Below are 20,316 nucleotides of genomic sequence, written 5' to 3' on the forward strand. Positions count from 1 at the left end.
CGAAATGCGTGCCGATCAATACCTCTCCACCGTGTTCGGCGCCTGCCTCGCTCTTGTCGTGGCCGGTGCCCTGACCGGCCCCGCCTTCGCGGAAACCACCGTGATGGTCGGCGGCGCGGCGATGTACCCGAGCAAGACGATCGTCGAGAACGCGGTCCATTCGAAGGACCACACCACCCTGGTCGCGGCGGTCAAGGCGGCCGGGCTGGTCGACACCCTGAACGGCGCCGGCCCCTTCACCGTCTTCGCCCCGACCAACGCCGCCTTCGGCAAGCTGCCCAGAGGCACGGTCGAGACCCTGGTGAAGCCCGAGAACAAGGCGATGCTGACCGGGATCCTGACCTATCATGTCGTGCCCGGGCGGCTGACCGCGGCCGACCTGACGAAGGCGGTGAAGGACGGCAAGGGCAAGGCCATGCTGAAGACGGTCGAGGGCGAAAGCCTGACCGTCGAATGGAAGCACAACCGGCTGGAGGTGATCGACGCCAAGGGCGCCACCGCCTGGGTGACGATTCCCGACGTGCTGCAGTCAAACGGCGTGATCCATGTCGTCGACACCGTGCTGATGCCGATGTGACCGCCGAAGGGCTGGATGATTCCACGACGGCCTGCCGGGACTCTGCTGCTAGAGTCCCGGCATCCTTGATGCGGGGACCGATGCCGCCGCAGGATGACGAGGAGCTGATCCGGATGCTGCAGGCGACCGGCCGCGGGGACCGGCGCGCGTTCAAGGCGGTCTATGACCGGACCTCACCGCTCTTGTTCGGCATCGTCCTCCGCATCCTTCGCAACCGTGCCGTGGCGGAGGAGGTGCTGCAGGATTCCTATCTCCGGATCTGGCGCGGCGCCGCGTCCTTCTCGCCCGACTCCGGATCGCCGCTCGGCTGGATGGTGACCATCGCGCGCCACCGGGCCATCGACGTGGCCCGGCAGCGCCGCGAGGCGCTGGTGGAGCCCGACGAGGACGGCCGCGACTGGCTGGAAGGGGTCGCCGATCCCCGCGCCGACAGCAGCAGCCTCGCGGCCATGCGCCAACTCGGCCGCTGTCTCGGCCTGCTGGAGGACAGCCACCGCCGCTGCGTGCTGCTGGCCTATTACGAAGGCTATTCCCGCGAGGAGCTGGCGGCCCGCTTCGACCGGCCGGTGAACACGATCAAGACCTGGCTGCACCGCGGACTGGCCGCCCTGCGGCAATGCCTGGACGGAGCCGGATCGTGACCGAGGAGCAGGAGGCCCGGATCGCCGAATACGTCCTCGGGACGCTGCCGCCCGAGGAACGGGCCGTGTTCGAGCGGGCGCTGGCGGCCGACCCGACGCTCCGGGCCGCGGTCGCGGCCTGGGAGCGGCGCCTGGAGGGGCTGGCGGCGCAGGTGCCGCCGGCCCAGCCCGGGCCGCATGTCTGGGCCGCGCTGGAGCGGGCGGTCGGTCCGGAAGCGCCGCCCGCGACCGCGGAGCCATCCGTGATCAGCCGCCTGCGCCGCGCGCTCGCCGTGTGGCGCGCCTCGGCCCTGGCGACCGGGGCCCTGGCCGCCGGGCTAGCGGCCTTCATCGTGCTGACCCGCGCCGATATCCCCCTGCGCCCGGACAGCTATGTCGCGGTGGTGAATCGCGGCGGCGACCTGCCGGCGCTGATCGTTCGGGTCGACACCCGCGCCGGCGTGGTGCAGGTCCGCCCGGTGCGGGCGGAGGTGCCGGCCGACCGCAGCCTCGAGCTGTGGTTCGTCGCGGCCGGCGCGCCGCCGCGCTCGCTCGGCCTGATCGATGCCACCGACCGGCAGCGCCTGTCCATTCCCGAGGCGCTGCGCGGCTCCGCCCTGGCCGGCGGCACGCTGGCGGTCAGCGTCGAGCCGGCCGGCGGCTCGCCGACCGGCGCCCCCACCGGGCCGGTCGTCTATTCCGGCACGCTGATCGATGATCCGTCGTGATCGCGTGGCCGGCCGCGCTTCCGTTCCTACCAGCCGTCCGAAGCGAGGCCCGCTACCGGAGCGGCGCCTCATAGGGGTGGTAGTAGCCCGCCCCCTGCGTCGACAGGGTCAGGAACTCGCCGTTCCGGAAAATGAGGGTGACACCGTGCTCCTGTTCCCAGGGCGGATAGAGCACGAGGCTCGAGAAGCGGCTCTGCCACCGGTCGGTGTCGGAGATGCTCAGAAGGCGGATGCTGGTGGCGGCGAAGGCTGCGTCCGCATCGGGCAACTCGAACGGGTCGTCAGGATCGTCGGCGCCGTAGTCGATCTCCGCGGCAGCCTTTCGGTAGTCGGCATAGAGGAGATCCTTGATCCGCGGCAGCAGGTCCGGCGGCAGCCGGAGGAAGTCGAGCAGCGTCTCGATCTGCTTGGCGTCGACCCCGGTCTGGCCGTCGTTGAGCAAGATCTCGACGGTCATGTCGCGATCGAACAGGGCGGAGTGAACCGTGAGGCTGTTCTTCGTGACCGTGGGCACAGGCGTGGGCGCCGCCTTCTTCGCGGCCTGCCGCGCCACCGCCGCGCGTTCCATCGCCTGTCGGAACTCGCTTTCGCGCGCTGCCAGGATCTCCGTGAAGCTCCGCTCCGGCCGCCGGAGCCGGAACGAGGCGAGCGCCGCCTCAAACGCCTTCACCGTCGTCTCTGCCTCATCAACGCCGAATATGGCCTGGGCCTGGTAGAGATAGGCCGGGTCGGGCGGCACGAGGAGAACGACGTGGCGATACGAGGGAGCTCCGGTCTCCCCTTCCGGGTGGCTACGCACCACGATATAGGTTCCAGGCAGACCGTCGGCGTCGAAGGCACGGCGCTCGACGATCTCCTGCCCTTCGACCAGCCGTGCCGCCTCGCCCTCGATTCTCGCGGTTGCATCGCCCTCCACCTTGGATTCGGTTGAGCAGATCGAGAATTCCGGCGAAGTCGCTGTCTGGGTGAAGGGCTTCGCCGTAACCACCTCATGCCAATTCACCACCCGGGGGAAGGCATCGTCGATGTCGATCTCGAAACTGTTGGCGACGATGTGCTGCATCTTGTCTCCTGCGGCTGGTTCCGCGCAGCCGGATGACGGCGGGCGCGGCCATCGGCGCCCGATAGGATTGTCTGCGCGATGGAAGGACATCCTGCCCTCCGGGCTCGCTCTCGCACAGTGCCCCGATGCCGCCTCTCGTCGTCGGTGACACGACTCGGCCGCAGCCTCTAGAATCGGCGACATGACCGTTCAGCCCCTCCGCACCATCCGCCGCCTGCCGCCGACCCTCGTCAACCAGATCGCCGCCGGCGAGGTGATCGAGCGCCCGGCCGCGGCGGTGAAGGAGCTGGTGGAGAACGCGATCGACGCCGGCGCCCGCCGCATCGACGTGTCGCTGCGCGACGGCGGCCGCAGCCTGATCGCCGTGGTCGACGACGGCGCCGGCATGGATCCGGAGGAGCTGCTTCTGGCGATCGAGCGCCACGCCACCTCCAAGCTGCCGGACGACGATCTGGTGCGGATCTCGACCCTCGGCTTTCGCGGCGAGGCGCTGCCCTCGATCGGCGCCGTGTCGCGCCTGACCATTGCCAGCCGGCCGCGCAACGCAACCGAGGGCTGGAGCCTGTCGGTCGAGGGCGGCGCGGTCGCGGCACCGGTGCCGGCGGCGCTGAACCAAGGCACCCGGGTCGAGGTGCGCGACCTGTTCTACGCCACCCCGGCGCGGCTGAAATTCCTGAAGGGCGAGCGGGCCGAGACCCAGGCCGCGGTCGACGTGGTCGAGCGCCTGGCCATGGCTCATCCGACGCTCAGCTTCACCGTCGCTGACGCCAGCCGCACCATCCTGCGGCTGGAAGCGGCGCAGGGCGAGCTGTTCGACGCCCGCCTGGCCCGCGTCGGCGCCGTGCTGGGCGGCGACTTCGCCGAGAACGCCCTGCCGATCGAGGCGCAGCGCGAATCGGTGCGCCTCTCCGGCCATGCCGCGCTGCCGACGCTGAACCGCGCCACCGCCCAGGCGCAGTACCTGTTCGTCAACGGCCGGCCGGTGCGCGACCGGCTGCTGCTCGGCGCCATCCGCGGCGCCTATGCCGATGTGCTGCCGCGCGACCGGCACCCGGTGCTGGCGCTCTATCTCGAGCTGCCGCCGGAGGAGGTCGACGTCAACGTCCACCCGACCAAGGCCGAGGTGCGGTTCCGCGACCCGGCGCTGGTGCGCGGCCTGATCGTCAGCGCCCTGCGCCACGCCATCGCCGCCGCCGGCCACCGCGCCTCGACCAGCGTCGGCGCCGACACCCTGGCCGCCTTCACGGCCCAGGACGCGCCGCCGCCGATGCCGGCTCCGTTGTCACGGCCCGGCGGCGGGTCCTTTACATCGCCCTCCTGGTTCCAGACCCGCGGCCCGGCGCGGCCGCCCTCCGGCTTGGCCGAGGCAGCGGCGGCCTGGCAGGCGCCGATCGCGGCCGATTTGGCCCGACCCTCGGCGCGGGCGGAGGCGGCGGTGGCGGAGCCGGCGCCGGAGCATCCGCTCGGCGCCGCCCGGGCGCAGATCCACGCGACATACATCGTCGCCCAGACCGGCGACGGCCTCGTCATCGTCGACCAGCATGCGGCGCATGAGCGCATCGTCTATGAGCGGATGAAGGCCGAGCTGCTGTCCGGCACGGTGAAGAGCCAGGGCCTGCTGCTCCCCGAGGTGGTGGAGCTGAACGAGGCCTCGGTCGACCGCCTCGCCGCGAGGCAGGAGGAGCTGGCCGGGCTGGGGCTGGAGCTCGAGCCCTTCGGCCCCGGCGCCGTGGTGGTGCGCGGCGTGCCGGCGCTGCTCGGCCAGGCCGATGTGCCCGGGCTGGTGCAGGATCTGGCCGACGCGCTGGCGGAATGGGACGACGCCCGGCCGCTGACCGAGCGCCTGGCCCATGTCTGCGCCACCATGGCCTGCCACGGCAGCGTCCGTGCCGGCCGTCGCCTGAACGCGACCGAGATGGATGCGCTCCTGCGCAGCATGGAGGCCACCCCCAATGCCGGCCAGTGCAACCATGGCCGGCCGACCTATGTCGAGCTGAAGCTGGCCGACATCGAGAAGCTGTTCCAGCGCCGATGATTAGTTTTAAAATGGAATGACGTCTCTATTGTCTATTATTTTATTGAAAAAATCCCTCATTTTTCCCTCTGAATATAGATCTCTCCAGTCTTTTAGAAATTTATCAATTTCTTTGCAGTGTTTTTCGTCGTAGCCAATTTGAAAGTTTTCCAAGAAATCTTGTATAATTTTTCGAGTCTTTTCGTTTTTTGCATATATTGCACTATGGACAAGACTTTCTATTAAGTTTATTATATTAGGTGTGCTTATATATTCTGTAGTTTGACTTATAATCTGTAAGGCGACTGAGTTGATTTGGTTTTTTGCTGCGTTCATAATGTAATCTTCAAAAAAGATAAATTCTGCATCAGAGAAAAATTGAACCTCCTCGGAGATAAAAAATCTTTCCATATAATATATTATGTAATCTTCACTTCCTTCTCTCAGAATTTTGATAGTTGACTTAGATTTATTCATTTTGGAGTTTTGGCTCAAAATGCCGTATACAATGTTTAAAGAATTTTTTATAGCGTTTATTTTATGAAAGTTATCTGTAATTCCAAGAGTATCTCCCTTTTGTTCACTTTCAAGAATATCGTATTTTTGGGGGGCGACGTGCATGACAAATTGTGTCAATTGAGAGTCTTTCATCCCATCGATGAAGTGCTTTAAGATCTTCACGCAAGAAGGATCTGAGATAATTTTATTTGCGAGCTGTTCTGCTGTTAGACCGATTCTATCAACCCTACTCTTCTGAACTTCATTTAAAATCATGCTTACCAAATTTATGCAAATATTTGCGCTTTCTTTCGTAGTGGATTGCTCCAGCCGTATTTGGCGTCCAGGATGGATAAGGTTCCGAAAATCGCGAATAACAATGGCCAACTGCTTTGTTGTATCGGAGATGACTCCGCGTTTGTGACATTGATCTATAGAAGTTCCAAGAGATATTGAAAGAATTTCATTCTTTTTGCTTTCATCCAGTTCAATCAAGAAATTTATCAATACAGATTCTATAATCGATCCTGACAGTACATGGCAAATCTTCCACAACTTGCCTTGGAAGGCATTTTGCAGCTCAATCCAATCCTGAGTTAGTGATTTACGCAGATCATTATCTTCGACGAAGTCGAATATATCTGTCATAAGAACTCCGGCAGATTAAACAGGCGGGGCGTGATGGCAACCATTCTAACTAAGCAGTAAGCAATCTTGAACGAAAATAGACTCTATGCCTAGGGGCAAATCGTTGTTTAAAATAGTCTTTTATCGCCTGGTGAACCTCGGTATTAAGCTAAATTTTTAGTGCGCTGAATCGCATCGATGGGGCCCTGCGGCTGTCTATCCGCTATTCTGGCGACATGGGCGATGCCGAAGCGATCTCCGAATATCAGGGCCTGCCGGTGCTACGTTTCGCCGATGCCTCGGCTTGGCAGACCTGGCTCGCGACGAATCACGGCTCCTCCCGCGGTGTCTGGCTGGCCATCGCCAAGGCGGGGTCCGGCGCGCCCTCGGTGACTTACGAAGAGGCACTGGAGATCGCCCTTCGTCATGGCTGGATCGACGGCCAGAAGCAGACACGCAACGCCGGGGCCTGGCTGCAGAAGTTCTCCCCGCGCGGGCCGCACAGCGCCTGGTCGCAGCGCAATCGCCAGAAGGCCGAGGCGCTGATAGCCGCCGGGCGAATGGCGCCGGCCGGGCTGGCCGCGGTCGAGGCGGCGCGGCGCGACGGGCGATGGGAGAAAGCCTACGGCCTGAGCCGCCATCGCGGCGTGCCGGACGACCTGCAGGCGGCACTCGACGCCAACCCAGCGGCTTCAGCCTTCTTCGCCCGGCTCGACTCGCGCAACCGGTATGCGGTGCTTTATCGGGTGCAGACCGCGAAGAAGGCCGAGACCCGCGCCCGCCGGATCGCCGATTTCGTCGCCATGCTGGCGCGGGGCGAGCGGATCTATCCCCTGGGGACGACAGCTGGGTCCTGACCTGCGCTCCGGCGGGGCGGGGCATGACGCATCCGCAGTTGGAACCGGTCGCGGCCCGGCATATCTAGGGGCGTCCGGAGGGGCGGCTCGGCCGGCCCCGGCGGGGATTGGTCAACGAGACAGCGGTAATGAGCGGCTACAGGGAAAAGGGGTTCGGGGATCGGTTGAGCAGCGCGGCGGCGGCGAAGAAGGCTGCACTGGAGAAGTTCCGGGCGAAGACCGCGCCCGACAATCCGGAGCTGGTCCGGCAGCGGCAGGAGCGGCAGGCCATCCTCGAGGCGCGGCAGAAGCGGGAAGCCGAGCGCCGGGCGGCGAAGGAGGCCGAAGAGGCGCGGCTGCGGGCCGAGGCCGAAGCGCAGGCGCAGGAAGAGGCGCGGCGCAGGGCCGAGGCGGCCGAGGCCGAGGCCCGGGCCCGGCGCGAGGAGGCCGAGCGGATGGTGGCGATGCTGGCCGAGCAGAAGGCCGAGCGCGACGCCCGCTACGCCGCCCGCAAGGCGCGCAAGCGCTGACCGGAGAGGCGCGGGAAGGCCGGCATGTCGAAGACCACCCGCGCCACCCAGGCGCTGCAGCGGGCGGGCGTCGGCTTCGCCGTGGCGACCTACGACTACGATCCGGATGCCGACCGAATCGGGCTGCAGGCGGCGGAGGCGATGGGCGTGCCGCCGCGCATCGTGCTGAAGACGCTGATGGCGGAGGCGGACGGCAAGCCGGTCTGCGTCGTCGTGCCGTCGGACCGCGAGGTCGGCATGAAGAAGCTGGCCGCCGCCTTCGGCGCGAAGTCGGCGCAGATGATGCGGCCGGCCGATGCCGAGCGCGTCACCGGCTATCATGTCGGCGGCATCAGCCCGCTCGGCCAGAAGCGGGCGGTGCCGACCGCGATCGACGAATCGGCGATGGCCGAGGCCGAGATCTTCGTCAATGGCGGCCAGCGCGGGCTGCAGATCCGGCTCAGCCCCAAGGACCTGCAGGCGGTGCTGAAGGCCAAGGTCGGGCCGCTGGTGGCCTGATCGGGGCGGGCGGCAGGCCGGAACGGGGGGCAGGGTGCAATCCTTCGACGTGGCGGTGATCGGCGCCGGGGCCGCCGGGATGATGTGCGCGGCCGAAGCGGGCAAGCGCGGCCGCTCGGTGCTCGTCCTCGACCACGCCGCGGCGCCGGGCGAGAAGATCCGCATCTCCGGCGGTGGCCGCTGCAACTTCACCAATCTGCACGCGGCGCCGGCGAACTTCCTGTCCGCCAACCCGCATTTCTGCATCTCGGCGTTGCGCCGCTACACCCAGCGCGACTTCATCGCCCTGGTCGAGCGCCACGGCATCGCCTGGCACGAGAAGACGCTGGGCCAGCTGTTCTGCGACGGCTCGTCCCGCCAGGTCATCGACATGCTGCTGGCCGAGATGGGCCGGGCCGGCGCCACGCTGCGCCTGTCGAGCAAGGTCGAATCGGTCGAGCGCGATGCCGACGGCTTCGTCCTGGGATTGACGTCAGGCTCCGTGCGTTGCCGCTCGCTGGTCATCGCCACCGGCGGCCGGTCGATCCCGAAGATGGGCGCCACCGGCTTCGGCTACGATCTCGCCGCGCGCTTCGGCCTGAAGGTGACCGAGACCCGGCCGGCCCTGGTGCCGCTGACCTTCGAGCCGGCGCTGCTGGAGCGGCTGAAACTGCTGGCCGGCGTCGCCGTCGATGCCGAGATCGGCTGCGGCCGGACCCGGTTCCGCGAGGCGATGCTGTTCACCCATCGCGGTCTCAGCGGCCCGTCGATCCTGCAGATCTCCTCCTATTGGCGCGAGGGGCAAGAGATCGAGGTGTCGATGCTGCCCGGCACCGACGTGTTCGACTGGCTGCGTGCCGCCCGCGCCGACAATGGCCGCCGTGCCCTGCACACCGTCCTGGCCGAAGCCCTGCCGAGGCGGCTGGCGCAGACGATCGCGGAGGCGGCAGGTGCTGTCGGCAACCTCGCCGATCTCTCCGACAAGGTGCTGCGCCGGGTGGCGGAGGCGGTGAACGGCTGGCGGGTCCGGCCCGCCGGGTCCGAGGGCTACCGCACCGCCGAGGTGACGCTGGGCGGGGTCGACACCGCGGGGCTCGATTCGCGGACGATGGAGGCGAAGGCGGTGCCGGGCCTGTACTTCATCGGTGAGGTGGTGGACGTCACCGGCTGGCTCGGCGGCTACAATTTCCAATGGGCCTGGTCGTCCGGCTGGTGCGCCGGACAGGCTGTCTGAGGTCCGGCGCAGCGGTCAGGCCTCGACCGTCGCGAAGTCCCCGCGCATCGGGGTCCAGACGGTGACGCCGCGCTCCTGCCGCAAGACGTCCGGCAGTGCCGCGATATAGGCTTGGCGATAGCCGCGCGGGATCTGTACCTGCAGCAGCTCGTCGAGATCGGCCCAGGTCTCGTACAGCATGAACAGGGTCGGGTCGTCCGGCGACCGGTGCAGCACGGCGTTGATGAAGCTCGGCTCGTGCCGCATCGCGTCCAGCACCGGCATCAGCAGGTCCAGGAACTCGGCCTCGCGGCCCGGCTTCACATGCAGGGTGACGATGAAGGAGACGGTCTTGTCGCCGGGGCGGGTGACGGTGGACAGCAGCATCGGGGCTCCGCGCTTTCGGTGGCAGATGGCCGGAAGGATGGCCGCTGGCCGCTGCCACGGTCCATGACCTCGGAGGTCATGGACTGGCCGCCTCACATCCGGAAGATCCGCTTGCCGTCGCCCGGGCGGGCCCAGCTCTCGGCGATAGCCCGTTCGGCATCCGCCAGCGGGTGGACGCCACCGAGCGGCACCCGGATCTCCGGTCGGGCGAAGGCCTCGATCACCTCGCGCAGCAGCGCCGCGTCCTCTGGTGGCGGCGGGCCGAAGAAGTAGCGGTAGACACTGGGCTGGATGCTGACGCCGTTCAGCAGCACATCGAAATTGTGCAGGGTGAAGCGCTCCTCGCTCATGCCGCCATTGATCACCACTCGGCCACCGAAGCCGAGGCTGCGGATCAGCTCGCCTGTGGCCGGCCCGCCGACATTGTCGACCACCCCGTGCAGCCCGGTCCCGCCGGTGATCGCCGTGACCTCGGCGCGTAGGTCCAGGTCCGGGCGGGACAGATCGATCACGGCTTCGGCGCCAAGGCCGGGCAGGTCGAGGTCGGCGCGCAGGCGGCGGACGATAGCGACCGTGCGGATACCGCGCCGCCGGGCGAATTGCAGCACCAGGGTCGAGATCGTGGAATAGCCGGCGGTCACCGCCAGCCACTGGCCGGCCCCGACCCCGCATTCCATCACCAGGTCCCAGGCGGTGATCGGGTTCATCAGCTGCCCGGCCTTCTCGGCCGGCATGTCGGGCGGCAGCGGGATCAGGTATTCGGCCGGGACGGCCGCGTATTCCGCCCAGGTTTTCTCGTGGCTGAAGGCCACCAGCGTGCCGGGCGGCAGCGCCACGCCGGGCCCCGCCCGCTCGATCACCCCGGCGCCGTGATTGCCGGCGATCTGCCGTGGGAAGCGCGGCTTCTTCGGCTCGGGATACAGGTTCTGGACGAACAGGAAGTCGCCCGGATTGATCGAGGCCGCGACCATCCGCACCAGCGCCTCGCCCGGCCCGATCTCCGGCACCGGCATATCGGCCAGGTACAGCACCTCGGTCGGCAGGCCGATCCGGTCGAATACCACCGCCTTCATCGGATACTCCGTCATTCGCCGTCGATGAAGTCGCGCAGCAGCGCGACGGTCGCGCCCGGGGCCTCCTCCATCAGCCAGTGGCCGGTGCCGGGGATGACGACGGCACGCACATCGGTGGCGACGGCGCGCATGAACACGGCGGGGTAGGGTCCGAAGGCGCGCTCGGCGCCCACCGCCAGCACCGGCATGGCCAGCTTGCGGTTCTCCGCCCCCACATTCTGCCGGGCGTCCTCGGCGAAGGCGGCGAACTGGGCGAAGGCGGCGCGCATGCCGCCCGGCGCGGCGTATTGCGCGGCATAGTGGTCGCGGATCTCGTCGCCGATCTTCGCCGGGTCGACGGCGAAGGCGTTCCAGAAATGGTCGAAATAGATGCGCTCGCGCCCGGCGACCAGCCGCTCGGCGTCCGGGCCGCCGAAGTTCCAGTGCCACAGCGCGGGGATGGCCTTGACCTCCTCCCAGGGGCCGACGCCGGGGATCGGCGCCTCCAGGAAGGCCAGCCGGGTGACCTTGTCGGGATAGCGCGCGGCATAGGCGTAGGCGACGATGCCGCCGAGATCGTGTCCGACCAGTGTGGCGCGGTCGAAGCCCAGAGCCTCGACCACGGCGCGGATGTCGGCGGCCTGTGTGGCCTGGTCGTAGCCGCCGGCGGGGCGGGAGGACCGGCCGAGGCCGCGCAGATCCGGCACGATCACGGTGTGGTCCGGCGCCAGCGCCGCCGCCAGCGGCCCCCACATGTCGCCCTCTCGGGATGACCGTGCAGCAGCACCACCGGGTCGCCGGAGCCGCCGAATTGGACAAAGATCTCGGCACCGGGCACGGCGACCGTTCGGCCCTGGAAACCCGTCGGCAGGCCGGGCGGCGCGGCGGCAGCCGGCGCGGACAGGGCGGCCGCCGCCACGGCCAGGATGGCGAGAGGGACTCTGGTCATGAAAGCCTCGGAAGGGGAGCGGCCGGGGCCGCGCTCAGAGACCGTAGAGTCGTGCGGCCGAAGGCTGAATTGGCAGGCCTGACAATCTCTATGCTATTTCTGCCAGATGCGGAGCAAACCCATCCATGTGGCGATTTGGCTGCCCGCCAGCTTCTACTCGGCGGTCGCAGCGACGCTGGTCGAGACGCTGGAGCTGGTGAACGCGCTGCGCCGCGAACCCGCCTTCTCCTTCGAGTTCGTGGCGCGGGCGGCGATGGCCGCCGCCACCTCCGGCATCGCCTTCCCGGCCAAGCCCGAGCCCACGGCGCCGGTCGACGTGCTGGTGCTGCTGGCGATGCCGGGGCTGAACGTGCCGGAGATGCTGCAGGCCCTGGCGGAGGAGAGCGGCCACGCCCGGCCGCTGATCGACCAAGCGCGGCAGCAGGGCGCGATCATCGCCGCGCATTGCGGCGCGGCCTATTTCCTGGCCGATGCCGGGCTGCTCGACGGCCGGCGCGCCACCATCTCCTGGTGGCTGAAGGAAGATGCGCTGCGGCGCTTTCCGAAGGTGCGCTGGGATCCGTCACGGCTGCTGCTGCGCCACGACCGGATCTACAGCTGCGGCGGCGGCTTCTCCGGGCTGGAGCTCGCCTCGGCTCTGCTGCGCGACCTCGGCTTCGCCAAGGAGGAGCGGATCGTGCGCAAGCTGCTGGTGCTGCCGCCGGCACGCCGGTTCCAGACGCCCTACGAGTTTCCGCTGGAGGAGGCGGCGCCGACGGCCCAGCCGCTCCGGGACCGGCTCCTGGAACTGGCGCGAGCGGACCTGCCGGCCCTGGATCCTGCCATGCTCGCTCGGACGCTCGGCCTCTCGCCCCGCACCCTGGCCCGGCGCTTCGCCGAAGAGCTGCAGACCACGCCCGGCCGCTGGATCCAGGACCGGCGCCTCGACGCCGCGCGCGACCTGCTCGAGCGCAGCGATCTCGGTATCGCCGAGATCTGCTACCAGGTCGGATACCAGGACGTCGCGTCCTTCAGCCGCCTGTTCTCGCGCCGGATCGGACTGTCGCCCGGCGAATACCGCCGCCAGGCCCGCTGAGTCTCACGCCCCGAACAGCCGGTCGCCCTGCTCGTCGATGATCTGCTGCGCCTTGGTGACGGAGAAGGCGGTGGCGTCGTCCTTGCTGGCGTGCTTGTCGGCGCGGATGAAGCGGTGGGTCTTGGTGCCGTCCGGGAAGTCCTTCTCGATCACGCCCGCGGTCTGGTACTGGCCGCCGGCGGCGAAGGGGGCGGGGCGGATGCGGAAGCCCTTGTACTCGACCGCCGGCCCGGCCGGGGCCTCGCCGGGCGCGGCCTCCTCGCGCTTGCCGCCGCCGAACAGGGATTTGAGGAAGGAGACCATGGTGCTGCCCGCAGCTCAAGGAAGGGGAGGCGCAGCCTAGCCCGGATCGCGCCGCGGATCACGCATTCCCAGCAGATTGACGCGCCGCGGCGCAGCGGCTACAGCCTTCCGATCCAGGCCGGAGCCCCGCGATGAGGACCGACGTCACCGCAACCCGCTGAGCCGCAGCAGCCGATCCGGTTGTTGCGGCGTTCCAGTCACGGCCCCGGCCATCCCTCGCCGACCCTGATGCGGACCGCCGCCGGAATTCCCCTTTCCGCGGAGGTCTTCCCATGCCTGCACCCAGGCCATGGCCCTATTCTCTCGCAGCGACCCTGCTGCTGCTGTCCCCCTTCGACCTGCTGGCCTCGCTCGGCATGGACGTGTACCTGCCGGTGGTGCCGCTGATGCCGGCGGCCCTGGCGGCGACGCCGGCGCTGGTCCAGCTCACCCTCAGCCTCTACCTGCTGCTGCTCGGCTGCGGCCAGCTGCTGTTCGGGCCGCTGTCCGACCGCGTCGGCCGGCGGCCGGTGCTGCTCGGCGGCGCGCTGGCCTTCACCCTCGCTTCGGCCGGGCTGGCGCTGACATCCTCGGCCGCGCCGTTCCTGGCGCTGCGCCTGCTGCAGTCGGCCGGCGCCGCGGCCATGCTGGTCGCGACCTTCGCCACGGTGCGCGACGTCTACGCGGCACGGCGCGAGGGCGCGGCGATCTACAGCCTGCTCGGCTCGATGCTCGCCTTCGTGCCCGCTTTCGGGCCGCTGCTCGGTGCCGCGGTCGATCACGGCTTCGGCTGGCGCGGCATTTTCTGGCTGCTCGCCGGGCTCGGTGCCGCCGCCGGGCTGCAAGCGCTGTGGCGCTGGCCGGAGACCCGGCCCGAGGGCAGCGACGGGGTGCGGCTGCGCCATATCGGGGCGATCCTGGCCAGCACGCCGTTCTGGACCTACACCCTCGGCTTCAGCGCGGCGATGGGCGCGTTCTTCGTCTATTTCTCGACCGCGCCCGCGGTGCTGATCGGCCGACTCGGCCTGGAGCCGATCGGCTTCAGCCTGGCCTTCGGCACCGCCGCCCTGGTGATGATCGCGACCGCGCGCTTCGCCGGCCGCTTCACCGCACGCTGGGGACGGCGCGGCTGCCTGATCCGCGGCATGGCGCTGCTGCTGGCCGGGGCCGGGCTGCTGGCGCTGGGACAGCTCGTGACGGGCCCGTCGCTCTGGGCCTTCCTCGGGCCGGTCTGGGTGATCTCGGCCGGGATCTCAGTCAGCTGCGCCGTCACCGCCAACGGGGCGCTGCAGGGCTTCGGCCATGTCGCCGGCACCGCCACCGCGCTCTATGCCTGCCTGGAGGGGCTGATCGTCGGCGCTGCCGGCACGCTCACGGTGCTGGCGCTGCCGGCCGGCACAGCCTGGCCGCTGGCGGCGTTCTGTGCCGTATCGGCGCTGGCCGTGATCGGCCTGGCTCTGCGGCTGCCGGCCGAGTGAAGCGATGGGGCGGATCCCGCCGGATCCGCCCCCCTTTTTCTCACGCCGCCATCGCCGGGGCGTGGTCGATGAAGCCGGTGATGCCCGACAGCAGCCCGCCGGCGATCTCGCCGAAATCGGTGCCTGCGACCAGTGCCGGCTCGCCCTCCGGCCCCAGCTCCCAGCGGAATCGGATGCGGTCGTTGTGCTCGTCGACCGGGCCGACACGGCGGAAGCGGTGGCCGGGGAAGCGCTCCTGCACCGCGGCGATCATGGCGTCGATCGCGGCGCGGCCGTCGCCCCGCATCATCGGGTCGACATAGACCGCGTCCTCGGTCCAGGTCGCGTCGATCAGGGCGCGCCGGCGGCCGGCATCGGTCTCGTTCCAGATCGCGATATAGCGGTCGACCAGTTCGGTGGCGTTGCTCATCTTCGCTCTCCAGCGGTGGTTGCGATGGCACGATCCTGTCCGGCCCCCGTCGCGAAAGCGATTACCTCCCAGGTCATGGATGCACCGCCGCCCGCCGGCTATCGTCGTCGCATGAACCGCAGCACAGCCCCCAGCTTCGGCGACCATCTGCGCGACTGGCGCCGGCGCCGCCGCCTCAGCCAGCTCGACCTCGCCTGCGAGGCCGACATCTCCACCCGCCATCTCTCCTTCATCGAGACCGGGCGGGCGCGGCCGAGCCGGGAGATGGTGCTGCACCTGGCCGAGCGGCTCGACGTGCCGCTGCGCGAGCGCAACACGCTGCTGGTCGCCGCCGGCTTCGCCCCGGCCTATCCGGTGCGGCCGCTGGATGATCCGGCCCTGGCCCTGGCGCGGCGGGCGGTGGAGCGGGTGCTCGAGGCGCAGGCGCCGAATCCGGCGCTGGCGGTCGACCGGCACTGGCATCTGGTCGCCGCCAACGCCGCGGTGGCGCCGCTGATGGCGGGGGCGTCGGCGGCGCTGCTGCAGCCGCCGGTCAATGTACTGCGGCTCAGCCTGCATCCGCAGGGGCTGGCGCCGCGAATCGCCAACCTGCCGGAATGGCGCGGCCATCTGCTCGAGCGGCTGCGGCGGCAGGTCGAGGCCACCGCCGATCCGGTCCTGGTCGAGCTGCTGGCCGAGCTGCAGGCCTATCCGGCCCCGGCGCGCGGAGTCGCGGCGCTGGCCCCGCCGGAGGAGGCGCATCCCGACATCGTCGTGCCGTTCCGCCTCGCGACCGGATCGGGGATTCTGTCCTTCCTGTCGACCACCACCGTGTTCGGCACGCCGGTCGACGTCACCCTGTCGGAGCTGGCGGTGGAAGCCTTCTTCCCGGCCGACGCCGCCACCGCGGACGCCCTGCGCCGCATGGCCGGAACGGGCGCCGGCAACGCTTTGTAACAAAATTGTCGCCGTCTCGTATTTGACATAATTCCCGCAACCGGGTCACATGGGCTGGAGACTTCCTTGAGGGGAGCCGGCCGATGCGAAGGGTGCTGAACTGGATGCGGCTGCTGGCGGCGGCCATGGCCGACGACGATGGGCATGAGCGCGAGCTGCATGTCGCGCTGCGCCGGGCGACTCGCACCCCGCAACGGTGCCGGCGTCCGCTGCCGGACCCCGAACTCTGATCACACCCCGTCCGGTTCCATCCTTCCCATGGCCGATAGCCGCCGGCGCTTGCGGGCGATGATCTGATCCAGCGTCGCCGGCCTCAGCTCCTGCACATCCACCCCGACATCGTATTGCCGCGTCGCCGGCGTCAGCCTGCCATGTGAATGGCCGTGCAGGTTCAGCGACCCGCGTCCGATCTGATTCCAGGTGCGGAACGGGTAATGACACAGGATCAGGTGCCGTCCTTCGATCCTCAGCTCGGCATAAGCCTGCACCGAGTCCCAGCCCGGGGCCACCAGCGTGCCCGGCCCGTCATTGTTGCCGCTGATCAGGTGCTTGCGGCCGTGCAGGCGGTCCAGCAGCGCCGCCACCGCTTCCGGCGGCGGGCCGAGCGCGAAATCGCCGAGGTGCCAGACCTCGTCCTCCGGCCCCACCGTCTCGTTCCACAGCGCCACCAGCGCCTCGTCATGGGCGGCGACGCTGGGGAAGGGCCGCCGGTCGATCCGCAGCACCCGCGGATCGCCGAAATGGGTGTCGCTGGTGAAGAAGACGGTCATAGGGGAGTGCCCGCTGTCTCGGTCATCTCTCCCGCCGGACGCGGGAAAGCCCGGACATCCGTCAGGACGTCCGGGCAAGGACAGGCTCAGCCCGCAGCCCCCTCCAGCGCCTGAAGCAGGTTGACGACGTTCACGCCCAGCGCGTCGACGGCATAGCCGCCCTCCATCACCGTCAGGGTCGGCACGCCGATGCCGCGGCCCAGGATCTCGCCCATGCGGCTGAAATCCTCGCTGGTCAGCTTGAAGCGCGAGATCGGGTCTTCCTGGAAGGTGTCGGCGCCGAAGGACAGCACCACCGCATCCGGCCCGTAGTCCCGGATCCGCGCCAGCGCGGCGTCCAGCGCCTCGCGGTAGCGGTCCCAGGTGGTGCCGAAGGGCATCGGCAGGTTCAGGTTGAAGCCCTCGCCGGCGCCCTCGCCGATCTCCTCGGCATAGCCGAGATAGTAGGGGTACTCGACATTCGGGTCGGCGTGCAGCGACACGAACAGCACGTCATCGCGGCTGTAGAAGATCTCCTGCGTGCCGTTGCCGTGGTGGTAGTCGATGTCGAGGATCGCGACGCGGCCAGCGCCGTTGTCGCGGAACCACTGCGCCGCCACCGCAGCGTTGTTGAAGAAGCAGTAGCCGCAATAGACGTCGGTCGATGCATGGTGCCCCGGCGGCCGGCACAGCGAGAACACCGGCTTGCGCTCGGCCGTCACCAGTTTCGCGCCGGTCAGCGCGACATCGACCGAACTCAGCGCCGCGCGCCAGGTGCCGGCGGTGATCGGCGTGCCGCAGTCGCTGGCGTAGTAGCCGAGCTTGCCGTCGATTGAGCTCGGCACCACCTGGCGCATGTTGCGCACCGCCCAGTTGGTCGGCAGCGCATCGATCTCGCCATGCTCGGCTTTCCACTCCTCCCAGGCGGTCTCCAGGAAGCGGATGAAGCCGCGGTCGTGCACCCGGGCGATGGGCTCGGTGCCGAAGCGCTCCGGCGCCCGCACCTCGCCCAGCCCCGCGGCCTTGATCCGAGCCAGGATGGTCTCGGCCCGTTCTGGCTTCTCCACCACCGGGATGAAATGGCCGCCGGTCAGCTCCACCTTGCCGTGCTGCAGCCGATGGTCCTCGGAATAGATCGTCAGCATCGCGTCCCCGCTTGGTCCCTGTCGCCGGCGACAGTAGCGGATGCGATGCGGCGCCGGAACCGGTGAACACGCTATTCCGGCCGGCCGGCTGGCGCCGTCTCGTCCGGCGGGGGCGGTTCCGATACCGGGGCGGGTGGCGGCGCTAACCGCCGGGCGCGGCGCTCGCGCAGCCGGCCGCGGACCCAGGCGGCGATCTCCGACAGGTTCTGGAACACCGGCAGCTTCGGCTGGGCGCCGCGGCTCGGTTCCAGCGCCAGCCCGACCTCGGTGACCTGGTTGTCGTCGTCGACGGCGCGGACGATCAGCTCGACCCCGCCGACCGGCAGCCGGTCGCCGACCTCGACCCGGCCGCCGAAGCCGTCCTGCAGGAAGGCGCCGACGGTGCGGGTCTCGGCCGGGTCGGGCAGGGCGAAGCCGTAGCTCTCCGCCACCTCGGCCAGCGGCGCCTCGGCATGCAGGGTGAAGTCGCCGAAGAAGTCGCGGTCGTCCTCGGCCAGCCGGGCCGGGGTGGCGAACAGCCGGTCCAAGAGGCGCACCTGCTGCGGCGGGGTGAAGATGTAGACCTGGTCGCCGGTCTGCAGCCGCCCGGCATGGTGGATGTCGATCGACTGGCCGTCGCGCACGATCAGGGCGGGCCGCGCCCAGCGCGGGATGCGCTCGCCGCGCGCCACCGGGCTCTGCGCCGCGATGCGGTAGACCACCAGCTCGTGGTTGGCACGGCCGGGCAGCTCCAGCTCGACGCGGTCGACCGGGCCGATCCGCGGCGGCACGATCAGGCCCAGCCATTTCGCCAGCGGCCGGATGGTCCAGCCCTGCAGCAGCAGCGAGACGATGACCACCACGAACACGCCGTTGAAGATCATCCGCCCGTCCGGCAGCTGCGCGATCAGCGGCAGGATGGCCAGCAGGATCGACACCGCGCCGCGCAGCCCGACCCAGGCGACGAAGGTGGTCTCGTTGCGCGAGAAGCCGTAGGGCAGGAGGCACAGCCAGACCGCGATCGGCCGGGCCAGGAAGGTCAGCGCCAAGGCCACGGCCAGCGCCGGCAGGAACACCGCCGGGAACTGCGACGGCGTGGCCAGCAGGCCGAGGGTCAGGAACATGCAGATCTGGGCGAGCCAGGTCATGCCGCTCTGGAACCGGCGGATCAGGGCGGCCGCGCGCAGCATGGCGTTGCCGGCGACGAGGCCGGCGACATAGACGGCGACGAAGCCCGACCCGTGCAGCATGCCGGTGGCGGCAAAGAGCACCAGCGCGAGGCTGAGCGCGATCACCGGATAGAGGCCCGGGTCGAGGCTGACCCGGTTGATCACGCGTACGATCAGGAGACCGCCGACGAGGCCGAGGACGATGCCGATGCTGGCCTCCAGCGCAAAGGCCGTGGCCAGCGACCAGCTCAGGGTCTCCGCCCCGGTCCCGAGCCGCGCGGCCTCGACCAGGGCCAGGGTCAGGAAGATCGCGATCGGGTCGTTGCTGCCGGATTCGATCTCGAGGGTGGAGCGCACGCGGTCGCGCAGGGTGATGCCGCCGACCCGCAGCAGGAAGAACACGGCGGCGGCGTCGGTCGAGCTGACGATGGCGCCGGTCAGCAGCGATTCATACCAGCCGAAGCCGAAGGCCAGGCGGGCGGCGACGGCGACCAGCCCGGCGGTCAGCAGCACCCCGGCCGTGGCCAGGGTCAGGGCCGGCGCGGCGGCGGCGCGGAAGTTCTGCAGCCGCGTCTCGAAGCCGCTGTCGAACAGGATCAGCGCCAGGGCGACGGCGCCGATGAAATAGGCCGCAGGCGCGTCGTCGAAATGGATCTTGCCGATGCCGTCCTCGCCGGCGCCGAGGCCGACCGCGAGGAACACCAGCAGCAGAGGGGCGCCGACCCGGAATGAGATCAGGCTGGTGAAGACGCTGAGCGCAATGAGTCCCGCCGCGACGAGAATGGCGAGGTTCATCGCCTCGATCATCGGTTCCTCTTCCTCACTCCTTGGGGCCGCGGCCGCGGCCGCGCGACTCGCCTCCTGCAATCCACCCGAGAAAGGTGACGGAAATCGGGCCCGATGGCGAGGATTCCGTCATCGGTCCAAAGCCTTCACCGCGGCTGTCGCCGCGGCCGTCAGCACCTCGCGGGACGCGCCGTCGCGGGCCTGCAGCGACAGCCCCTGCATCACCGTGCCGAAGAAGGTGGCGAGGCCGTCGATGTCGGTGCCGGGCGGCAGGTCGCCCTCCGTGATGCCGCGCTGCAGCCGCCGGCGGATCCGCTCGGTGGTCTCGCGCCGCAGAGCGGCAAGATGATGGCGCAGCCCCTCGTTTTCCGGCAGGCCGTTGATCAGGCCGAGGATCAGCATGCAGCCGGCGGCTCCGGGTGAGGCAAGGGCGATCTCGGCGCTCGCCGTCAGCATGCCGAAGATCGACTCGCGGGCGGTCGCGCCGGCCTCCAGCGCGCGCATGCTGCCGGCGCCGTCGGTGGCGAGATAGAGGTCAAGCGCCTCGCGGAACAGCGCCTCCTTGGAGCCGAAGGCGGCGTAAAAGCTGGGCGGGTTGATGCCCATCGCCGCGGTCAGGTCGACCAGCTGTGCCCCCTCATACCCCTTGGCCCAGAAGACCTTGATCGCCCGCCGCAGCGCCGCGTCGCGGTCGAAGCTGCGCGGCCGGCCCCGCGTCGCCATTCATGTTCCTTTCT

24 protein-coding genes are annotated in these 20,316 nt (G+C 69.0%); 12 read left to right on the forward strand and 12 right to left on the reverse strand.

Translation table 11 applies throughout. The features are described from left to right. The first annotated feature begins 4 nt into the window (after positions 1-4). The 3 genes from KXR53_RS04860 (at position 5) to KXR53_RS04870 (ending at position 1,925) form a co-directional block, all read left to right on the forward strand. The gene (locus tag KXR53_RS04860; protein WP_437373950.1) at positions 5-577 is read left to right on the forward strand and encodes a fasciclin domain-containing protein; all 573 of its coding nucleotides are present in this window, start codon (positions 5-7) and stop codon (positions 575-577) included. 80 nt (positions 578-657) lie between these two features. Next, positions 658-1,218: a sigma-70 family RNA polymerase sigma factor gene (locus KXR53_RS04865; RefSeq protein WP_437373952.1), complete on the forward strand. Its 561-nt coding sequence runs from the start codon at positions 658-660 to the stop codon at positions 1,216-1,218. Continuing rightward, positions 1,215-1,925, forward strand: a complete 711-nt coding sequence (locus KXR53_RS04870; protein ID WP_437373954.1) for an anti-sigma factor — start codon at positions 1,215-1,217, stop codon at positions 1,923-1,925. The genes KXR53_RS04865 and KXR53_RS04870 overlap by 4 nt, the downstream gene beginning before the upstream one ends. A gap of 52 nt (positions 1,926-1,977) precedes the next feature. Here KXR53_RS04870 and KXR53_RS04875 read toward each other — a convergent pair whose 3' ends face one another. Continuing rightward, a complete protein-coding gene (locus KXR53_RS04875) occupies positions 1,978-2,988 on the reverse strand; it encodes a DUF6985 domain-containing protein (protein ID WP_437373956.1) in 1,011 nt (336 codons plus the stop codon). Between the two features lie 181 nt (positions 2,989-3,169). Here KXR53_RS04875 and mutL point away from each other — a divergent pair, with 181 nt between their 5' ends. Beyond that, positions 3,170-5,023, forward strand: a complete 1,854-nt coding sequence (mutL, locus tag KXR53_RS04880; RefSeq protein WP_437373958.1) for a DNA mismatch repair endonuclease MutL — start codon at positions 3,170-3,172, stop codon at positions 5,021-5,023. Positions 5,024-5,029: 6 nt separating this feature from the next. On the opposite strand, the gene KXR53_RS04885 is transcribed toward mutL, so the two are convergent. Continuing rightward, positions 5,030-6,148, reverse strand: coding sequence for a hypothetical protein (locus tag KXR53_RS04885; protein ID WP_437373960.1), 1,119 nt, complete (start codon positions 6,146-6,148; stop codon positions 5,030-5,032). 215 nt (positions 6,149-6,363) lie between these two features. Between KXR53_RS04885 and KXR53_RS04890 the strand changes: the two genes are divergently transcribed. The 4 genes from KXR53_RS04890 to KXR53_RS04905 all read left to right on the forward strand — a co-directional run bounded on the left by KXR53_RS04890 (position 6,364) and on the right by KXR53_RS04905 (position 9,204). Continuing rightward, complete coding sequence (locus KXR53_RS04890; protein WP_437373961.1) at positions 6,364-6,984, forward strand: YdeI/OmpD-associated family protein; 621 nt, start codon at positions 6,364-6,366, stop codon at positions 6,982-6,984. 128 nt (positions 6,985-7,112) lie between these two features. Beyond that, positions 7,113-7,493 (forward strand): DUF6481 family protein, encoded by a 381-nt coding sequence (locus tag KXR53_RS04895; RefSeq protein ID WP_437373962.1) that lies wholly within the window; start codon positions 7,113-7,115, stop codon positions 7,491-7,493. A gap of 24 nt (positions 7,494-7,517) precedes the next feature. Continuing rightward, positions 7,518-7,991 (forward strand): Cys-tRNA(Pro) deacylase, encoded by a 474-nt coding sequence (gene ybaK, locus KXR53_RS04900; RefSeq protein ID WP_437373963.1) that lies wholly within the window; start codon positions 7,518-7,520, stop codon positions 7,989-7,991. Positions 7,992-8,025: 34 nt separating this feature from the next. Beyond that, complete coding sequence (locus KXR53_RS04905; protein WP_437373964.1) at positions 8,026-9,204, forward strand: NAD(P)/FAD-dependent oxidoreductase; 1,179 nt, start codon at positions 8,026-8,028, stop codon at positions 9,202-9,204. Between the two features lie 15 nt (positions 9,205-9,219). Here the strand turns inward: KXR53_RS04905 and KXR53_RS04910 are convergent, their stop codons facing one another. From KXR53_RS04910 to KXR53_RS04925, 4 genes are all read right to left on the reverse strand, one after another. Then, complete coding sequence (locus tag KXR53_RS04910; protein ID WP_437373966.1) at positions 9,220-9,570, reverse strand: putative quinol monooxygenase; 351 nt, start codon at positions 9,568-9,570, stop codon at positions 9,220-9,222. 92 nt (positions 9,571-9,662) lie between these two features. Further along, positions 9,663-10,643 (reverse strand): quinone oxidoreductase family protein, encoded by a 981-nt coding sequence (locus tag KXR53_RS04915; RefSeq protein ID WP_437373967.1) that lies wholly within the window; start codon positions 10,641-10,643, stop codon positions 9,663-9,665. An 11-nt stretch (positions 10,644-10,654) separates the two neighbouring features. After that, complete coding sequence (locus KXR53_RS04920; RefSeq protein ID WP_437373968.1) at positions 10,655-11,377, reverse strand: alpha/beta fold hydrolase; 723 nt, start codon at positions 11,375-11,377, stop codon at positions 10,655-10,657. Then, the gene (locus KXR53_RS04925; RefSeq protein WP_437373969.1) at positions 11,332-11,571 is read right to left on the reverse strand and encodes a hypothetical protein; all 240 of its coding nucleotides are present in this window, start codon (positions 11,569-11,571) and stop codon (positions 11,332-11,334) included. Before KXR53_RS04925 ends, KXR53_RS04920 begins: the two co-directional genes overlap by 46 nt. 106 nt (positions 11,572-11,677) lie before the next feature. Between KXR53_RS04925 and KXR53_RS04930 the strand changes: the two genes are divergently transcribed. Next, on the forward strand, positions 11,678-12,646 hold the full coding sequence (locus KXR53_RS04930; protein WP_437373970.1) for a GlxA family transcriptional regulator: 969 nt from the start codon (positions 11,678-11,680) through the stop codon (positions 12,644-12,646). 3 nt (positions 12,647-12,649) lie between these two features. Here KXR53_RS04930 and KXR53_RS04935 read toward each other — a convergent pair whose 3' ends face one another. After that, a complete protein-coding gene (locus KXR53_RS04935) occupies positions 12,650-12,949 on the reverse strand; it encodes an HlyU family transcriptional regulator (protein WP_437373971.1) in 300 nt (99 codons plus the stop codon). Positions 12,950-13,221: 272 nt separating this feature from the next. Between KXR53_RS04935 and cml the strand changes: the two genes are divergently transcribed. Next, positions 13,222-14,406 carry a CmlA/FloR family chloramphenicol efflux MFS transporter gene (cml, locus tag KXR53_RS04940; protein ID WP_437373973.1) on the forward strand — a complete coding sequence of 395 codons (1,185 nt, stop codon included), beginning with the start codon at positions 13,222-13,224 and terminating at the stop codon, positions 14,404-14,406. Between the two features lie 40 nt (positions 14,407-14,446). Here cml and KXR53_RS04945 read toward each other — a convergent pair whose 3' ends face one another. After that, entirely contained in the window at positions 14,447-14,815 is a 369-nt protein-coding gene (locus KXR53_RS04945) for a nuclear transport factor 2 family protein (RefSeq protein WP_437373974.1), read from the reverse strand. A gap of 111 nt (positions 14,816-14,926) precedes the next feature. On the opposite strand from KXR53_RS04945, the gene KXR53_RS04950 reads away from it, so the two are divergent. Both KXR53_RS04950 and KXR53_RS04955 read left to right on the forward strand, forming a co-directional pair. After that, positions 14,927-15,751: a helix-turn-helix domain-containing protein gene (locus KXR53_RS04950; RefSeq protein WP_437373976.1), complete on the forward strand. Its 825-nt coding sequence runs from the start codon at positions 14,927-14,929 to the stop codon at positions 15,749-15,751. 83 nt (positions 15,752-15,834) lie between these two features. Beyond that, positions 15,835-15,981, forward strand: a complete 147-nt coding sequence (locus KXR53_RS04955; protein WP_437373978.1) for a hypothetical protein — start codon at positions 15,835-15,837, stop codon at positions 15,979-15,981. Here the strand turns inward: KXR53_RS04955 and KXR53_RS04960 are convergent, their stop codons facing one another. From KXR53_RS04960 to KXR53_RS04975, 4 genes are all read right to left on the reverse strand, one after another. Beyond that, positions 15,982-16,521, reverse strand: coding sequence for a metallophosphoesterase family protein (locus KXR53_RS04960; RefSeq protein WP_437373979.1), 540 nt, complete (start codon positions 16,519-16,521; stop codon positions 15,982-15,984). Positions 16,522-16,607: 86 nt separating this feature from the next. Then, positions 16,608-17,645 carry a histone deacetylase family protein gene (locus tag KXR53_RS04965; protein ID WP_437373980.1) on the reverse strand — a complete coding sequence of 346 codons (1,038 nt, stop codon included), beginning with the start codon at positions 17,643-17,645 and terminating at the stop codon, positions 16,608-16,610. A gap of 71 nt (positions 17,646-17,716) precedes the next feature. Further along, positions 17,717-19,600: a potassium/proton antiporter gene (locus KXR53_RS04970; protein ID WP_437373981.1), complete on the reverse strand. Its 1,884-nt coding sequence runs from the start codon at positions 19,598-19,600 to the stop codon at positions 17,717-17,719. 108 nt (positions 19,601-19,708) lie between these two features. Then, on the reverse strand, positions 19,709-20,302 hold the full coding sequence (locus tag KXR53_RS04975; protein WP_437373982.1) for a TetR/AcrR family transcriptional regulator: 594 nt from the start codon (positions 20,300-20,302) through the stop codon (positions 19,709-19,711). Positions 20,303-20,316 lie beyond the last annotated feature (14 nt).

Origin of the sequence: Inquilinus limosus, from assembly GCF_051487185.1 — a bacterium.
In the GTDB taxonomy this organism is placed as follows: Bacteria; Pseudomonadota; Alphaproteobacteria; order DSM-16000; family Inquilinaceae; genus Inquilinus; species Inquilinus limosus_F.

Excerpts from the sequence above, each read along its gene's own strand:
- KXR53_RS04860 (WP_437373950.1), top strand. The coding sequence starts at position 5 with ATGCGTGCCGATCAATACCTCTCCACCGTGTTCGGCGCCTGCCTCGCT.
- KXR53_RS04865 (WP_437373952.1), top strand. The coding sequence starts at position 658 with ATGCCGCCGCAGGATGACGAGGAGCTGATCCGGATGCTGCAGGCGACC.
- KXR53_RS04875 (WP_437373956.1), bottom strand. The coding sequence starts at position 2,988 with ATGCAGCACATCGTCGCCAACAGTTTCGAGATCGACATCGACGATGCC.
- mutL (WP_437373958.1), top strand. The coding sequence starts at position 3,170 with ATGACCGTTCAGCCCCTCCGCACCATCCGCCGCCTGCCGCCGACCCTC.
- KXR53_RS04885 (WP_437373960.1), bottom strand. The coding sequence starts at position 6,148 with ATGACAGATATATTCGACTTCGTCGAAGATAATGATCTGCGTAAATCA.
- KXR53_RS04890 (WP_437373961.1), top strand. The coding sequence starts at position 6,364 with ATGGGCGATGCCGAAGCGATCTCCGAATATCAGGGCCTGCCGGTGCTA.
- KXR53_RS04895 (WP_437373962.1), top strand. The coding sequence starts at position 7,113 with ATGAGCGGCTACAGGGAAAAGGGGTTCGGGGATCGGTTGAGCAGCGCG.
- ybaK (WP_437373963.1), top strand. The coding sequence starts at position 7,518 with ATGTCGAAGACCACCCGCGCCACCCAGGCGCTGCAGCGGGCGGGCGTC.
- KXR53_RS04910 (WP_437373966.1), bottom strand. The coding sequence starts at position 9,570 with ATGCTGCTGTCCACCGTCACCCGCCCCGGCGACAAGACCGTCTCCTTC.
- KXR53_RS04915 (WP_437373967.1), bottom strand. The coding sequence starts at position 10,643 with ATGAAGGCGGTGGTATTCGACCGGATCGGCCTGCCGACCGAGGTGCTG.
- KXR53_RS04920 (WP_437373968.1), bottom strand. The coding sequence starts at position 11,377 with ATGTGGGGGCCGCTGGCGGCGGCGCTGGCGCCGGACCACACCGTGATC.
- KXR53_RS04925 (WP_437373969.1), bottom strand. The coding sequence starts at position 11,571 with ATGACCAGAGTCCCTCTCGCCATCCTGGCCGTGGCGGCGGCCGCCCTG.
- KXR53_RS04930 (WP_437373970.1), top strand. The coding sequence starts at position 11,678 with ATGCGGAGCAAACCCATCCATGTGGCGATTTGGCTGCCCGCCAGCTTC.
- KXR53_RS04935 (WP_437373971.1), bottom strand. The coding sequence starts at position 12,949 with ATGGTCTCCTTCCTCAAATCCCTGTTCGGCGGCGGCAAGCGCGAGGAG.
- cml (WP_437373973.1), top strand. The coding sequence starts at position 13,222 with ATGCCTGCACCCAGGCCATGGCCCTATTCTCTCGCAGCGACCCTGCTG.
- KXR53_RS04945 (WP_437373974.1), bottom strand. The coding sequence starts at position 14,815 with ATGAGCAACGCCACCGAACTGGTCGACCGCTATATCGCGATCTGGAAC.
- KXR53_RS04950 (WP_437373976.1), top strand. The coding sequence starts at position 14,927 with ATGAACCGCAGCACAGCCCCCAGCTTCGGCGACCATCTGCGCGACTGG.
- KXR53_RS04955 (WP_437373978.1), top strand. The coding sequence starts at position 15,835 with ATGCGAAGGGTGCTGAACTGGATGCGGCTGCTGGCGGCGGCCATGGCC.
- KXR53_RS04960 (WP_437373979.1), bottom strand. The coding sequence starts at position 16,521 with ATGACCGTCTTCTTCACCAGCGACACCCATTTCGGCGATCCGCGGGTG.
- KXR53_RS04965 (WP_437373980.1), bottom strand. The coding sequence starts at position 17,645 with ATGCTGACGATCTATTCCGAGGACCATCGGCTGCAGCACGGCAAGGTG.
- KXR53_RS04970 (WP_437373981.1), bottom strand. The coding sequence starts at position 19,600 with ATGATCGAGGCGATGAACCTCGCCATTCTCGTCGCGGCGGGACTCATT.
- KXR53_RS04975 (WP_437373982.1), bottom strand. The coding sequence starts at position 20,302 with ATGGCGACGCGGGGCCGGCCGCGCAGCTTCGACCGCGACGCGGCGCTG.